Genomic DNA, 14,270 nt, shown 5'->3' with positions numbered 1-14,270 from the left:
GGTCGATGTGCCTCACTCGCAGCCCTCGCGTTGCAGCGCGTCGGGGAAGGTGTAGGTCCAGGTATTCGGGTCCAAGGTGAAGCGGTGCTGCTGGCGTACGGCGGTGCCGCCGCAGGTGCTGCCGGTTTCCTCAACCTGCAGCGGCCACACGCGGGCGGTGCGGTCGCTGTCGTCGAAGCGCTGGGTGAAATCGATGTTGAAGACCTTGCTGCGGCAGTCTTCGGCCGAGTCAGCATCGTCGCAGTCGTAGGCGGCGCCGTTGTCGATGTGGCTGCGCATGCTGCCGGTGTCGATCAGACCCTTGGGGCCGGGCAGGACCAGCGATTGCGAGATCAGCGAATAGCCTTGCCCGAACCAGCCGTCTTCCACGCGGAAGCCATAGAAATCGCTGCCGGCACGCACGATCTGCACCGTTCCGGGCTGGCCGCTGCTGCCATAGGTGCCGCCGGTCAGCTCGGCGGCCACGTCGAAGCCGGTGGCCGTCGGGCGCAGCACATAGAAGTCGATGGTGCCCGGCTCGGGGTGGCCGGCCTCGACCAGCGCGCCGCAGACGGCCAGCAGCTGCTGCCAGCTGTCACCGCTCACCACCGGCTGCTCGGCGCAGACCTGCCAGCTGACCGGGCGCGTTTCGTCGTCCTGGGTCCAGCGGCCGCGCCAGTCACCCGACAGCTGGGCGTCCTTGCCGTAACGCGCGGTCAGGAAGGCCTGCAGGCGCGCGGTGCGGCTGACATGCCCGGCCGCCGCAGTGCTGGTCGCTGGAAGCGCCTCTGCCTGGGGGGCAGAGGCGGGTACCGGCTCGGCGGCCGGTTTGCAGCCGGCCAGCAGGGCCGTGCCGGCGAAGGCGAGCACGGTGAGCGGTTTCAAAGAGGCTGCAGACATCCGTGTCGCTCCCTGTATCAGTGGCGGAAGTGACGCACGCCGGTGAACACCATGGCCAGGCCATGTTCGTCGGCGGCGGCGATCACTTCGGCGTCGCGCATCGAACCGCCCGGCTGGATGACCGCCTTGATGCCGGCGGCCGCCGCGGCATCGATGCCATCGCGGAACGGGAAGAAGGCGTCGGAGGCCATCACCGAACCTTCCACCACCAGGTTCGCATCGGCCGCCTTGATGCCGGCGATGCGCGCCGAGTACACGCGGCTCATCTGCCCGGCGCCGACGCCGATCGTGCGGTTGTCCTTGGCGTAGACGATTGCGTTGGACTTCACGAACTTGGCCACCTTCCAGGCGAACAGCAGGTCGGTGAACTGCTTGTCGGTCGGTGCCAGCTTGCTGACCACCTTCAGTTCGTCGCGGGTCATGCCACGGTTGTCCGAGGACTGCAGCAGCAGGCCCGAGCCCACGCGCTTGCTGTCGAAGTTGTTCAGGCCATCACCGTGCGGGATGCGCAGCACGCGCACATTGGCCTTCTTCTGCGCGTATTCCAGCGCGGCCGGCTCGTAATCCGGGGCGATCAGCACTTCAACGAACTGGCGGTCGAGGATGACCTTCGCAGTGGCCGCATCCAGCGGCTTGTTGAAGGCGATGATGCCGCCGAAGGCGCTGGTCGGGTCGGTGGCGTAGGCCAGTTCGTAGGCATCGCCGTTGCCGGCACCGACGGCCACACCGCACGGGTTGGCGTGCTTGACGATGACGCAGGCCGGCGCATCGAACTGGCGCACGCATTCCCACGCGGCATCGGCATCGGCCAGGTTGTTGTAGCTCAGTTCCTTGCCCTGCAGCTGCTGGAACGTGGCCAGGGTGCCCGGCACCGGGTACAGGTCGCGGTAGAACGCGCCGCTCTGGTGCGGGTTCTCGCCGTAGCGCAGGTCCATCACCTTCACGAAAGTGGAATTCATCTGCGCCGGGTATTCGGCACGCACCGGCACGGCGGCGTCGGTGGCGGTGACCGCCGACAGGTAGTTGCTGATGGCCGCGTCGTACTGGGCCACGCGGTTGAACGCCGCCACCGAGAAGGCGAAGCGGGTGGCAGCACTCAGCTGGCCGTCGTTGGCGTCCAGCGAGGCCAGCAGTTCGGCGTACTGCGACGGATCGGTGGCAACGGCCACGCGGGCGAAATTCTTGGCCGCCGAACGCAGCATGGCCGGGCCGCCGATGTCGATGTTCTCCACGGCATCGGCCAGGGTGCAATCGGCCTTGGCGGTGACCGACTCGAACGGATACAGGTTCAGCACCAGCAGATCGATGGCGCCGATGCCGTGCTCGGCCATCACCGCATCATCCAGGCCCGAACGGCCCAGCAGGCCGCCGTGCACCATCGGGTGCAGGGTCTTCACCCGGCCATCCATCATTTCCGGGAAACCGGTGACGTCCGCCACGTCCTTCACGGCCAGGCCCAGATCGCGGATGGCCTTGGCGGTGCCGCCGGTGGACAGCAGCTCGACGCCGCGGGCGGCCAGCGCGGTGGCCAGCTCGGCCAGGCCGGTCTTGTCGGAAACGGAAAGGAGGGCCCGACGGACGGGCAACAGATCAGCAGTCATGGGGACAGGGCAATCGGCAGCGGAGCGGGGCCGATATTGTAGTTGTTGGCGGCCAGCGGCGGGCGCTGGTTGCCCAAATCGACCTGCGCGGTGGGGCGGGGAGCCGCTTCGGCACTGTCGGGTCCCACCCGCTACGCAAGCATTTCGATACGTGGGGCTGCCCTGATCGGGTAGGCTGTGCCGGAACTGCCAAGGATCAGCGGGTTCAGATCGTGTCGATCTATGCATTGAAAGGACGTTTCCAGGACCTTCTGCGTCCGGCCGTACGCGGGCTCCACCGCCTAGGCGTCACCGCCAACGCGGTGACCGTGGCCGCCGCCGTGGTCTCGCTGCTGGTGGCCGCCGCCGTCTGGTGCTGCGGCCCCGCGCAGCCGTTGCTGTACCTGCTGCTGCCGCTGTGGATGCTGCTGCGCATGGCGCTCAACGCCGTGGATGGCATGCTGGCCCGCGAGTTCGGCCAGCAATCGCGGCTGGGCGCCTACCTGAACGAATTGTGCGATGTGATCGCCGATGCCGCCCTGTACCTGAGCCTGCTCAGCGTGCCGGGCGTGCGCCCCGAGGCGCTGTGGCTGCTGGCCTGGACCGCCGCGCTGAGCGAATACGCGGGGGTACTGGGGCTGATGGTCGGCGCCAGCCGCCGTTATGACGGGCCGATGGGCAAGAGTGACCGTGCCTTCGTCATCGGCGCGCTGGGCCTGCTGCTGGCCTTCGGCTGGGTCGGGGCGCTGGCGGTCAGCGGCGTGGCCGCGGCGATGGCCGTGCTGTGCGTGCTGACGATGATCAACCGTGTGCGCCGCGGGCTGCAGGAAGCGGCGCTTCCGCCGCAGTAATCAAATACCAGAAGACAATCCGGAGATTGCATGCGTCAGGCGCAGGAACGGGAATTCCACAGCTTCGACCAAGTACCGCTGTTCTACCGGTACTGGGCGAGCACCACGACCACCACGCCGGCCAGAGCCATCGTGCTGCTGCATCGCGGCCACGAGCATTCCGGCCGGGTCACCCACCTGGTGGACGAACTGGATCTGCCCGATACCGCCTTCTTTGCCTGGGATGCACGCGGCAATGGCCGTTCGCCCGGCGCGCGCGGCGATGCCCCGGGCTTCCCGGCGCTGGTACGCGACCTGGACAGCTTCATCGCCCACATCGGCGCCGAGCATGGCATCGCGGTGGAGGACATCGTGGTGATCGCGCAGAGCGTGGGCGCCGTGGTTGCTGCCACCTGGGTGCACGATTACGCGCCACGCCTGCGCGCGCTGGTGATGGCATCGCCGGCCTTCAAGGTGAAGCTGTACGTGCCGTTCGCGCGGGCAGGGCTGGCGCTGATGCAGAAGCTGCGCGGCAACTTCTTCGTCAACAGTTACGTCAAGCCGCAGTGGCTGACCCACGATCCGGCGCGGGTCGAAAGCTACCGCACCGACCCGCTGATCACCCGGCCGATTTCGGTGCGCGTGCTGCTTGGCCTGTATGAAGCGGCTGACCGCATCGTGGCCGATGCACAGGCGATCAGCGTGCCGGTGCAGCTGCTGGTGTCCGGCTCGGACTTCGTGGTGCACCGTGGCCCGCAGGACCGCTTCTACGAGCGCCTGTCCAGCCCGATCAAGGAACGCGTGCACCTGCCGGGTTTCTTCCACGACACCCTGGGCGAACGTGACCGCGCCCCGGCACTGGCGCGCATCCGCAGCTTCATCCAGGCCCGTTTTGCCGAACCGCTGCGCACGCTGTCGCGGCGTGATGCGCACCGTCATGGCCCGACGTTTGAAGAGTCGGAAATCCTGGCCTGGCCGCCGGAGCGCAACAGCCTGGCCGACCTGCGCTGGCGCGTGGTGCGCGGCGGCCTGCGTTTCGGCGGCACGCTTTCCGAAGGCATTGCCCTGGGCCTGCGGACCGGCTTCGATTCGGGCAGCACGCTGGACTACATCTACCGCGACGAAGCACGCGGCAAGGGCCCGCTGGGCCGCATGGTCGACCGCAACTATCTCGATGCGATCGGCTGGCGTGGCATCCGCATCCGTGGCCAGCATCTGCAGGAACTGCTGCGCGATGCCGCCCAGCGCCTGCGCGGGCAGGGCGCGCCGGTGCACGTGCTGGACGTGGCGGCCGGGCATGGCCGCTATGTGCTGGAAGCGCTCGGCCAGGGCGAGCAGCGCGCCGAGCGCATCGTGCTGCGTGATTTCAGTGAATTGAACGTGACCCAGGGGCAGGCGCTGATCGAACGCCTGGGTGCAGCGGATATCGCCCGCTTCGAGCAGGGCGATGCGTTCGATCCGGTGCAGCTGGCGCAGGTCGACCCGGCGCCGACGCTGGCGGTGGTTTCCGGCCTGTACGAACTGTTCCCCGACAACGATGCGGTGCTGCGTTCGCTGCAGGGCATCGCCGCGACCGTGCCGGTGGGCGGCTACCTGGCCTACACCGGTCAGCCGTGGCACCCGCAGCTGGAATTCATCGCCCGTGCGCTGACCAGCCACCGCGGTGGCGCGGCGTGGGTGATGCGGCGTCGTACCCAGCAGGAAATGGATGAGCTGGTGCGCCTGGCCGGGTTCGAGAAGGTGGCCCAGCGCATCGATCCGTTCGGCATCTTCACCGTGTCGCTGGCGCGCCGGACCGCGTGATGGCGACGCTGGCTGCAACCCCATTGGCCACGGAAGGGCGCCCCTGGCGGCGCGCCCTGCTGTGGCTGGTACTGCTGGGTCCGTTCTTCTTCGCCAGTTATGGCTTTGCCAACTGGATGGCTGGCCGCCACGCCGTCGTGCCGGTGATGGCATTCGGCTGGGAAGCGCATATCCCGTTCGTGGCATGGACCATCGTGCCGTACTGGTCGATCGACCTGTTCTACGCGGTCTCGTTCTTCCTGTGCCGGCGGCGCCTGGAACTGGATCGGCATGCGCTGCGGCTGTTCAGCGCCCAGGTCATCGCGGTGGCCTGCTTCCTGCTGTGGCCGCTGCGCTTCAGCTTCCAGCGCCCGGAGATCGACGGCGTGTTCGGCTGGCTGTTCGACGTATTGCTGGGCTTCGACAAACCGTTCAACCAGGCCCCTTCGCTGCACATCGTGCTGCTGATCGTGCTGTGGGTGAAGTACGCGCAGTACCTGCAGGGCGCGTGGCGCTGGCTGCTGCACGGGTGGGCGCTGCTGATCGGCTTTTCGGTGCTGACCACGTTCCAGCACCACTTCATCGATGTGCCGACCGGCCTGCTGGCCGGCTGGCTGTGCGTATGGCTGTGGCCGGAGCAGGGCACGCCGCCGCTGCGGGCCTGGCGCACTGCGCGCACGCCGCAGCGCTGGCGGCTGGCGCTGCTGTACCTGCTGGGCGCGGCGGTCCTGCTGGTGCCGGTGGTGGTGCTGCGGGGTGCGGCACTGTGGCTGCTGTGGCCGGTGGTGTCGCTGCTGCTGGTGGCGTTGGCCTATGCCGGGCTGGGCACGGCGGTGTTCCAGAAGCGCGCAGATGGGCGACTGACGATGGCCGCGCGCTGGCTGCTGGCGCCGTACCTGGCCGCCGCCTGGATCAATTCGCGATGGTGGACGCGCGCTGCGCCGCAGCCGGTGGAGGTGGCAGGCGGGGTATGGCTGGGGCGTATTCCCTGCGCCGCGCTGCCTTCGCCGTTGCGTGGCGTGGTCGATACCTGTGCCGAGCTGTCCTGTTCCGCGCCGGGCGCGGCCTATGCCGGCGTGCCGATGCTGGACCTCGTGCCGCCTGCACCGGCACAGTTGGCCGAGGCTGCCGATGCCATTGAAGCCCTGCGTGCGCAGGGCCCGCTGCTGGTGTGCTGCGCGCTGGGCTATTCGCGCAGTGCGGCCAGCGTGGCCACCTGGCTGCTGCGCACCGGGCGGGTGTGCAGCCCTTCCGAAGCGGTGGCACGGGTGCGTGCCGCACGACCGTCCATCGTCCTGCATGACGTTCATCTACAGGCCATCGCGGCCGCCGCCGCACGGGAGAACACTGCATGAGCACCGCTGCCGATCTGCCGATGATGCTCCTGCTGCTGCGCCAGGGCCGGTTGCCGGCCGCGCTGTCACTGGGCCTGCTGCTGGTGGCGCTGTTGTTGCTGGGCATAGAGCCTGGGCTGGCGATGTTCGCCGCTGGCCTGCTGTTGCTGAGCGTGGCAGCAGGTGTGGTGCAGGCGTGGTACGCGGTTCGCGTGCACCTCGACGCCAGCCTGGTGCAGCTGCTGCTGCGCGAACACCTGCACGGCGACGCTGCTGCCGAGCGGGTGGACGCGGCCCTGCACACCGCTGGCCTGCGCCGCCGCGACGCGCAGGGGCCGGTACGCGGCTGGGATGCACGCTGGGCCGGCATGCGCCGGCTGCTGGTGCGGCAGTACGTGGCCACGCTGCTGCAGTTTTCGGTGCTGCTGCTGGCCGTGCTCTGGCCGCAGACCTGAAGGAAGGGAACCATGTTTGCTGAACTCATCGCCCGCGCCTGCAGTGGCGCCATCCATGTGGTGACAGGCGCGCGCGCACTGTGGATCGGCTGCGCGCCGTCCAGCGAACATCGCGTGTACTACGGCAACCACGCCAGCCATGGCGATTTCGTGCTGATCTGGTCGTCGATGCCGCCCGCACTGCGGCGCCAGGTGCGGCCGGTCGCCGCGGCCGAGTATTGGCAGGGCGACGCGCTGCGCCGCTACCTGATCGACGCGGTGTTCAACGGCGTGCTGGTGGAACGCGAAGCCGCGCGGCGCCAGCAGGACCCGCTGCAGGTGCTGCGCGACGCCGTGGATGAAGGATGCTCGCTCATCCTGTTTCCCGAAGGGACGCGCAACATCGGCGAAGAACCCCTGCTGCCTTTCAAGAGTGGCATCTACCACCTGGCGCGGCAGCGGCCGGAACTGGAGTTCGTGCCGGTGTGGATCGACAACCTGAAGCGGGTGATGCCCAAGGGGCGCTTCCTGCCGCTGCCCCTGCTGTGCACGGCTACGTTCGGCACGCCGCTGCGGCTGCAGGCCGATGAGGACAAGGCGGCCTTCCTGGCGCGCAGCCGCCAGGCGCTGCTGGACCTGGCACCGAACGGAGGCCGCGCATGAGCTTCGTGCTGGATGTCTCGGGTGACCTGGCCACGCAGAGCGTCGGCCAGCAGACCGGCCTGCTGTTTGCGGGCGTTGGTGCGGTGCTGGTGCTGGCGACGCTGGTATCGGAGACGCTGCGCTGGCGCCAGCGCGGGCAGCCCAGCGCGGTCATCGCCAACCTGGTCTCGCGCATCCGCGCGTGGTGGGTGATGGCGATCGTGGTGGGTGCTGCGCTGCTGTTCGGCCGCGCCGGGGTGATCGTGCTGTTTGCCATCATCTCGCTGTTCGCGCTGCGCGAGTTCATCACCCTGGCGCCCACGCGCTCGGGGGATTACTACGCGCTGCTGGCCGCGTTCTACATCGTGCTGCCGTGGCAGTACTACCTGGTGTGGATCGACTGGTACGGCATGTACACGCTGCTGATTCCGGTGTACGCGTTCCTGTTCCTGCCGATTCTTTCAACCATCGGTGGCGATACCACGCATTATCTGGAACGCACGGCCAAGGTGCAGTGGGGCCTGATGATCTGCGTGTTCTGCATTTCGCACGTGCCGCTGCTGCTCAACCTGCAGGTGCCCGGCCATGATCCGTCCCGCAACGTGCTGCTGCTTGCGTTCCTGGTGATCGTGGTGCAGTCCTCGGACGTGCTGCAGTACATCTGGGGCAAGCTGCTGGGCAAGCATCTGATTGCGCCGAAGCTGTCGCCATCGAAAACCGTGGAAGGCTTCGTGGGCGGTGTGCTCAGTGCCAGCGCGCTGGGTGCAGCGCTGTGGTGGATCACACCCTTCACCCCGCTGCAGGCATTCGGTCTGTCGCTGCTGATCAACCTGATGGGATTCTGGGGCGGCCTGGTGATGTCGGCGATCAAGCGCGATCGCGGGATCAAGGACTGGGGGCACATGATCGAGGGGCACGGCGGCATGCTCGACCGCCTGGACTCGGTGTGCTTCGCCGCGCCGGTGTTCTTCCATGTGGTGCGGTATTACTGGAAGGCCGGTGGCGGTGGGTGATCACCCCAGGGGCCGGATCCCTTCGCACAGCGAAGGGCCCTGATCCTGATTGCGATTCCGCCGGGAATTCATCCACGCATGGCGTGGATCTACCGGACGCGTGGGGTGGATTTACCGGGGTTGCCGGCCAGCGGCCGGCACCACCCGCGGCGGTGCGCTTACGCGCTGATGCCGTATTCCTCACCCCGGGGTCGGATCCCTTCGCGCAGCGAAGGGCTCTGACCCTGATTGCGATTCCGCCGGGAATTCATCCACGCATGGCGTGGATCTACCGGACGCGTGGGGTGGATTTACCGGGGTTGCCGGCCAGCGGCCGGCACCACCCGCGGCGGTGCGCTTACGCGCTGATGCCGTATTCCTCACCCCGGGGTCGGATCCCTTCGCGCAGCGAAGGGCTCTGACCCTGATTGCGATTCCGCCGGGAATTCATCCACGCATGGCGTGGATCTACCGGACGCGTGGGGTGGATTTACCGGGGTTGCAGGCCAGCGGCCGGCACCACCCGCGGCGGTGCGCTTACGCGCTGATGCCGTATTCCTCACCCCGGGGTCGGATCCCTTCGCGCAGCGAAGGGCTCTGACCCTGATTGCGACTCCGCCGGGAATTCATCCACGCATGGCGTGGATCTACCGGGGTTGCCGGCCAGCGGCCGGCACTACCTACAGCGGTGCGCTTACGCGCTGATGCCGTATTCCTTCAGCTTCTTGCGCAGAGTGGCGCGGTGGATGCCCAGCATGGCCGCCGCGCGGCTCTGGTTGCCTTCGCAGTGGTTGAGCACTTCCACGAACAACGGAATTTCCATCTCGCGCAGCACGATCTCGTAGACATCGTCCGCGTCGCAGCCATCAAGGTCACGCAGATAACGGCGCACGGACTGGGCGACGTGTTCACGCAGCGGTGGCCGGGCAGCGCCACGACTGTTGTCAGGACGAGAAAGGACTGCGTTCAAGGGGGTTCCCGATTCGGTGGCCCGTGCGCGCGGAGCGCGCGGCCGGACGAGGTGGTGGCGGCCAGTCTAGCGCGAGCGTGCCCGACCTGCCACGGCTGGACAGCTTCGTCCCGATCAAAGGAACTCGAAGGTGAATGCGACCGTGGACGCCGCCGGCTCCTGCACGCGGAACGCGATGCGTGCACTTTGCCCCGGTTCCAGCAGGGCCGCGCCCGGGTGCTCGCCCAGGTACTGCGCGGGCGGAAACACGCCGGTGCCGATCACCCGGCCATCGGCATCGGCCAGTGACAGACGCAGGTCGGGCCACGCCTGCGCCCAGCCCGCATCGTTGCGGATGCTGGCCTGTACCTGCAGCACGCCGGCCTGCCCGGGCAACGGGCGGATCTCGCGGCTGGTCATGGTCAGCGCCGTGGGTTCGCGCCATGCCGGCAGGCTGCAGTGCAGTACGCCGCACAGCGCGCTGATCCACGCACGGTGGCCGGCGTCGGCCGCCAGGCGCGTTCTATCGGCTACTACGCTCTGCAACACCAGCAGCAACGCCAGCGCGGCGACCAGCGCCCAATGCCAGCGCGGCGTTGGGCGTGCGCGCGGGCGGGCACCGAGGAAGCTCGGTGCATCGCTGGCCAGTGCTGCACCCATGGATGTTTCGCCGGCCATGTCATCGCTTGGCTGCGCATCCGGCGGTGGCGGTGTATCCCCTGCCAGCTCGTCGGCCTGCTCGAATGTCGCGGCCTGATCGGCTGCCGCATCGGCGGCTTCGTCCGCCGGTTCCGGTGCCGGCGCGGGCGACGCGTCGTTACCCGGCGCAGGACGCAGGAAGGTGGCCAGTGGACGACGCGGCGGGTTCGGCTCGGACATGCTCAGGGCGCAGGCTCGGATCCAGCGGTCATTCAACCACGATCAGGCGCGGCGTACGCCGGTGATGCGCATCCAATCGCCATCCTGGGTGGCCTGCAGATCGTCGAACCACGCGGCGTAGCGCTGCAGCAGTTCGCCTTCCTGGCCGTGCAGGATGCCCGACAGGGCAATGCGGCCGCCGGCAGCGACGCGCGCGGCCAGCAGCTCGGCCAGCGCATCCAGTGCCGAGGCGAGAATGTTGGCGACCACGATCGGATACGTGGCGACCGGCTCGTCCTGCGGCAGGTAGACGTGCATGCGCGCCTGCTCGCCATTGCGCTCGGCATTGTCGGCGGTGGCCACCAGCGCCTGCGGATCGTTGTCCACGCCGATGGCGTCTGCCGCGCCCAGCTTCAGCGCAGCCAGGGCGAGGATGCCCGAACCACAGCCGAAGTCGAGCACGCGCTGGCCCTGCAGCAGGCCTTCCACGGCCAACTGGTCCAGCCAGCGCAGGCACAGCGCGGTGGTCGGGTGGGTGCCCGAACCGAAGGCCAGGCCCGGGTCCAGCCGGACCACGGCGGCGTCGGTGGCCTGGGCCGCCTCGGGCAGTTCGTGGTTCCACGGCACGATCCAGGTGCGGCTGCCGAAATCCATCGGCTGGAACTGGTCCAGCCAGGCGCGTTCCCAGTCTTCGTCCTCGACCGCGCGGAAACTGCCGCCGGTCCAGTCCAGCTCGGGGTCGAACGCTTCCAGCGCGGCCAGCAGCAGCAGCGCGTTGCTGTCGGCCGGGAACAGGGCGCTCAGTACCAGCGTGTCCCACAGCGGGGTCTCGCCCACGCCCGGCTCGAGGATGGCCTGCTCGTTGCTGGTATCAGCCTCGGCATCAAGCAGGGTGACCGCCAGCGCGCCCACGTCCTCCAGCGCATTTTCATAGCGGGGCTGGGTGGCTTCGGTGCAGCGCAGGGTCAGTTCCAGGAACGGCATGGTGGTGGGGGCAATCGCGGGAAAGGGGGCCATGCTAGACCATCCGGCCGTCTCCGTATCCTCTGAGATGCAGATCCGAGCTGAACAAGGCCGATTCAGACAGCCCCTCCGGGCCTTGCTAAACTTGGCGCCTTCCTGCCCGACGTGCCGTAACCGACCGCCGATGGCCCTCGCCCCGACCCTGAAAACCTGGTTGCTCGTCCTGCCGGCCGTGGCCGTGCTGGGCGTGGCCGGTTATCGGGCCAGTGGTCACGGCCATGCAGTGCAGGACGAGGTGGGGTCGTCGCTGTCGGTGCCCACGGGCAGTGTGCAGGACGCCCTTTCGCCGGTGATGCCCGAGGCGCTCGCGCGCCGCCTGGCCGGCTTCGAGCGCAGCGCTGCATTGCCCTCCGGCCTGCCGCTGGACATCCGCGCCGACATCGAAGGTGAGACCGATCTGTTCGCCTACGCTCAGCGCCTGAAGGCGCAGGCCGAACAGGGCAACCATGAAGCGCGCTGGATGCTCAGCCGGGTCTACGACTACTGCGCGCAGTATGCGGTCGACCCCGGTGGCTACCGCCTGGACAACAACGTGCTGGCCGGCCTGGGCCTGAGCGCGGCACCGGCGATGGTGCAGGCGCGCGAGCGGGTGGCACAGCGCTGTGGTGGTTTCGTGCCCGGTGACAACCTGGGGCCGTCGCTGGTGTTCAACGAACGTCGCCGCGCCGCCCTGCAGGGCAACCTGGCCGCCGAAGCAGCGCTGTTTGCCGAGGGCGAACCGCTGCACAGCAACGACCAGTACCGGCGCGATCTGGTGGAACGCGTGCGTACCTCGCGCGATCCGGAAGCTTTCATGGCGCTGGCACCGGGCATGGGCGTGCGCGCGGCCGGCGACAAGGCGTTGACCAACATGGTGGCCGGCGAGCAGCTCAGTGAGATGGCATGGCGGGTGGCCGCCTGCCAGCTCGGTCTACCGTGTGGGGCCGACAGTGTGCTGATGAACAGTTACTGCGCGAACGGAGGGATCTGTTCGCAGGATGGGACGCAGGATTTCCAGGATTTCGTGTATGACGCTGCTGTATCGCGGCAAGGTGCGGGGAAGATGAACGAATGGATCAAGCAATTGATTGGAAAGAGGAACGGGCAATGAACTACCGTCGATTCCTGCACGGGGCCAAGTTCTGGTTCTGGGTGGCATTGTTTGTTGCTTACTCGGCCGGTGCGGTTGGCCTGCTGATGATCGACACCTATGAGGATCGCTACCGGCACCTTTCCAAGGTTGAGCTGACCTCGGTGAAGGCGCAGGAAGACGTGCGCCGCGCCGGTGCCAGCCAGGTGGCCGCCGTGTACCGCGCGCAGAGCGGTGCGCCGTTCGCTTCGCTGCCGGCCGGCAGCACCTTCCAGGTGGTCTGGCCCGATGGTTCGACCGAGACCATGGTGATCATCGACCCGACCTCGCCGAACGGTGTCCGCCCGCTGGCCAATTCGCAGATTCCCGCCGAAGTGGCCGACAAGCGCTGACGCGATTCTGTAGAGCCGGGCCCATGCCCGGCTGCTTTTTCCGGCCAGCCGAGCATGGGCCCGGCTCTACAGGAAAGAAAAAGGGCGGGGAAATCCCCGCCCTTTTCGTGTCCCGCCGTTGGCGTCGATCAGGTCAGCGCGATCGGCTTGTTCTTGCGCTCGGCCAGACGCTTTTCCAGGTAGTGGATGTTCTGCCCACCGGCCTGGAAGCCCTTGTCGCGCATGATGCGCTGCTGCAGGGCCACGTTGGTCTTGATGCCGTCCACCACCATTTCGCTCAGCGCCACCCGCATGCGGGCGATGGCGGTTTCGCGGTCCGGGCCGTGCACGATCAGCTTGCCGATCATCGAGTCGTAGTTCGACGGCACGCGGTAGCCACTGTAGATGTGGGTGTCCACGCGCACGCCGGGGCCGCCCGGCGGATGGAAGCCGGTGATGGTGCCCGGGCTCGGCACGAAGGTTTCAGCATCTTCGGCGTTGATGCGGCACTCGATGGCGTGGCCGCTGAGCACCACGTCGCTCTGCTTGATCGACAGCTTCTGGCCCGCCGCAATCTTCAGCTGCTCGGCCACCAGGTCGATGCCGGTGACCATTTCGGTGACCGGATGTTCCACCTGGATGCGGGTGTTCATTTCGATGAAGTAGAAGCGGCCGTCCTCGTACAGGAACTCGAACGTACCGGCGCCGCGGTAGCCGATGCGCACGCAGGCTTCGGTGCACACCTTGCCGATCTCTTCGCGCTGTTCGGCGCTGATGCCCGGTGCCGGCGCTTCTTCCACCACCTTCTGGTGGCGGCGCTGCATCGAGCAGTCGCGCTCACCCAGGTGGATGGCGTTGCCCTGGCCGTCGGCCAGTACCTGGATCTCCACGTGGCGCGGGTTCTCCAGGAACTTCTCCATGTAGACCTCGCCATTGCCGAACGCGGCCTTGGCCTCGCTCTTGGTGGTTTCAATCGAGGTCTTCAGCGAGGCTTCGGCGTGCACCACGCGCATGCCGCGGCCACCGCCGCCACCGGCCGCCTTGATGATGACCGGGTAGCCGATCTCACGGGCGATCTTGGTGTTGGCGACGATGTCATCACCCAGCGGGCCGCCCGAACCGGGCACGCACGGCACGCCGGCGGACTTCATCGCACGGATGGCTTCGACCTTGTCACCCATCATGCGGATGGTGTCGGCCTTGGGGCCGATGAAGATGAAACCGGATTCCTCGACGCGCTCGGCGAAGTCGGCGTTCTCCGACAGGAAGCCGTAGCCCGGGTGGATGGCCTGGGCGTCGGTGACTTCCGCCGCAGCGATCAGCGCGGGAATGTTGAGGTAGCTCTGCGGCGACGGTGCCGGGCCGATGCAGACCGACTCGTCGGCCATGGCCACGTGCTTGAGGTTGCGGTCGACCGTGGAGTGCACGGCCACCGTGCGGATGCCCAGGGTGTGGCACGCGCGCAGGATGCGCAGCGCGATCTCCCCTCGGTTGGCAATGACGACTTTGTCGAGCATGGCGTGCCCC

The 14,270-nt window shown here is 67.8% G+C and carries 14 protein-coding genes; 8 read left to right on the top strand and 6 right to left on the bottom strand.

Annotated features, from left to right (window positions below; all coding sequences use genetic code 11):
• Nucleotides 1-12 precede the first annotated feature (12 nt).
• Both C1924_RS18060 and purH read right to left on the bottom strand, forming a co-directional pair.
• Nucleotides 13-879 carry a hypothetical protein gene (locus C1924_RS18060; protein WP_108766542.1) on the bottom strand — a complete coding sequence of 289 codons (867 nt, stop codon included), beginning with the start codon at nt 877-879 and terminating at the stop codon, nt 13-15.
• 17 nt (nt 880-896) lie between these two features.
• A complete protein-coding gene (purH, locus tag C1924_RS18055) occupies nt 897-2,480 on the bottom strand; it encodes a bifunctional phosphoribosylaminoimidazolecarboxamide formyltransferase/IMP cyclohydrolase (protein WP_108766541.1) in 1,584 nt (527 codons plus the stop codon).
• Nucleotides 2,481-2,692: 212 nt separating this feature from the next.
• On the opposite strand from purH, the gene C1924_RS18050 reads away from it, so the two are divergent.
• Genes C1924_RS18050 through C1924_RS18025 form a run of 6 tightly spaced genes read left to right on the top strand, consistent with a single transcriptional unit; the run spans nt 2,693 to nt 8,494 of the window.
• Nucleotides 2,693-3,310 carry a CDP-alcohol phosphatidyltransferase family protein gene (locus tag C1924_RS18050; protein WP_108766540.1) on the top strand — a complete coding sequence of 206 codons (618 nt, stop codon included), beginning with the start codon at nt 2,693-2,695 and terminating at the stop codon, nt 3,308-3,310.
• Nucleotides 3,311-3,340: 30 nt separating this feature from the next.
• Nucleotides 3,341-5,092: a bifunctional alpha/beta hydrolase/class I SAM-dependent methyltransferase gene (locus C1924_RS18045; RefSeq protein WP_108766539.1), complete on the top strand. Its 1,752-nt coding sequence runs from the start codon at nt 3,341-3,343 to the stop codon at nt 5,090-5,092.
• Complete coding sequence (locus C1924_RS18040) at nt 5,092-6,426, top strand: phosphatase PAP2/dual specificity phosphatase family protein (RefSeq protein ID WP_108766538.1); 1,335 nt, start codon at nt 5,092-5,094, stop codon at nt 6,424-6,426. The genes C1924_RS18045 and C1924_RS18040 overlap by 1 nt, the downstream gene beginning before the upstream one ends.
• A complete protein-coding gene (locus C1924_RS18035) occupies nt 6,423-6,860 on the top strand; it encodes a hypothetical protein (RefSeq protein ID WP_108766537.1) in 438 nt (145 codons plus the stop codon). Before C1924_RS18040 ends, C1924_RS18035 begins: the two co-directional genes overlap by 4 nt.
• Nucleotides 6,861-6,872: 12 nt before the next feature.
• The gene (locus C1924_RS18030) at nt 6,873-7,502 is read left to right on the top strand and encodes a lysophospholipid acyltransferase family protein (RefSeq protein ID WP_108766536.1); all 630 of its coding nucleotides are present in this window, start codon (nt 6,873-6,875) and stop codon (nt 7,500-7,502) included.
• Nucleotides 7,499-8,494: a phosphatidate cytidylyltransferase gene (locus C1924_RS18025; RefSeq protein ID WP_108766535.1), complete on the top strand. Its 996-nt coding sequence runs from the start codon at nt 7,499-7,501 to the stop codon at nt 8,492-8,494. Before C1924_RS18030 ends, C1924_RS18025 begins: the two co-directional genes overlap by 4 nt.
• 673 nt (nt 8,495-9,167) lie before the next feature.
• Here the strand turns inward: C1924_RS18025 and fis are convergent.
• From fis to prmA, 3 genes are all read right to left on the bottom strand, one after another.
• Nucleotides 9,168-9,443 carry a DNA-binding transcriptional regulator Fis gene (gene fis / locus C1924_RS18020; RefSeq protein ID WP_006397198.1) on the bottom strand — a complete coding sequence of 92 codons (276 nt, stop codon included), beginning with the start codon at nt 9,441-9,443 and terminating at the stop codon, nt 9,168-9,170.
• Between the two features lie 114 nt (nt 9,444-9,557).
• Nucleotides 9,558-10,301, bottom strand: a complete 744-nt coding sequence (locus tag C1924_RS18015) for a DUF3426 domain-containing protein (protein ID WP_108766534.1) — start codon at nt 10,299-10,301, stop codon at nt 9,558-9,560.
• A gap of 42 nt (nt 10,302-10,343) precedes the next feature.
• Nucleotides 10,344-11,264, bottom strand: coding sequence for a 50S ribosomal protein L11 methyltransferase (gene prmA, locus C1924_RS18010; protein WP_108767117.1), 921 nt, complete (start codon nt 11,262-11,264; stop codon nt 10,344-10,346).
• Nucleotides 11,265-11,427: 163 nt separating this feature from the next.
• Between prmA and C1924_RS18005 the strand changes: the two genes are divergently transcribed.
• Nucleotides 11,428-12,393: a hypothetical protein gene (locus C1924_RS18005; protein WP_108766533.1), complete on the top strand. Its 966-nt coding sequence runs from the start codon at nt 11,428-11,430 to the stop codon at nt 12,391-12,393.
• Complete coding sequence (locus tag C1924_RS18000; RefSeq protein WP_108766532.1) at nt 12,390-12,764, top strand: hypothetical protein; 375 nt, start codon at nt 12,390-12,392, stop codon at nt 12,762-12,764. The genes C1924_RS18005 and C1924_RS18000 overlap by 4 nt, the downstream gene beginning before the upstream one ends.
• A gap of 128 nt (nt 12,765-12,892) precedes the next feature.
• Here C1924_RS18000 and accC read toward each other — a convergent pair whose 3' ends face one another.
• Nucleotides 12,893-14,260, bottom strand: coding sequence for an acetyl-CoA carboxylase biotin carboxylase subunit (accC, locus tag C1924_RS17995; RefSeq protein WP_108766531.1), 1,368 nt, complete (start codon nt 14,258-14,260; stop codon nt 12,893-12,895).
• Between the last annotated feature and the right edge of the window lie 10 nt (nt 14,261-14,270).

The sequence above is a fragment of the Stenotrophomonas sp. ESTM1D_MKCIP4_1 genome, assembly GCF_003086895.1.
Classification (GTDB): Bacteria; Pseudomonadota; Gammaproteobacteria; order Xanthomonadales; family Xanthomonadaceae; genus Stenotrophomonas.
This window is presented reverse-complemented; position numbering and strand designations above follow the sequence as displayed.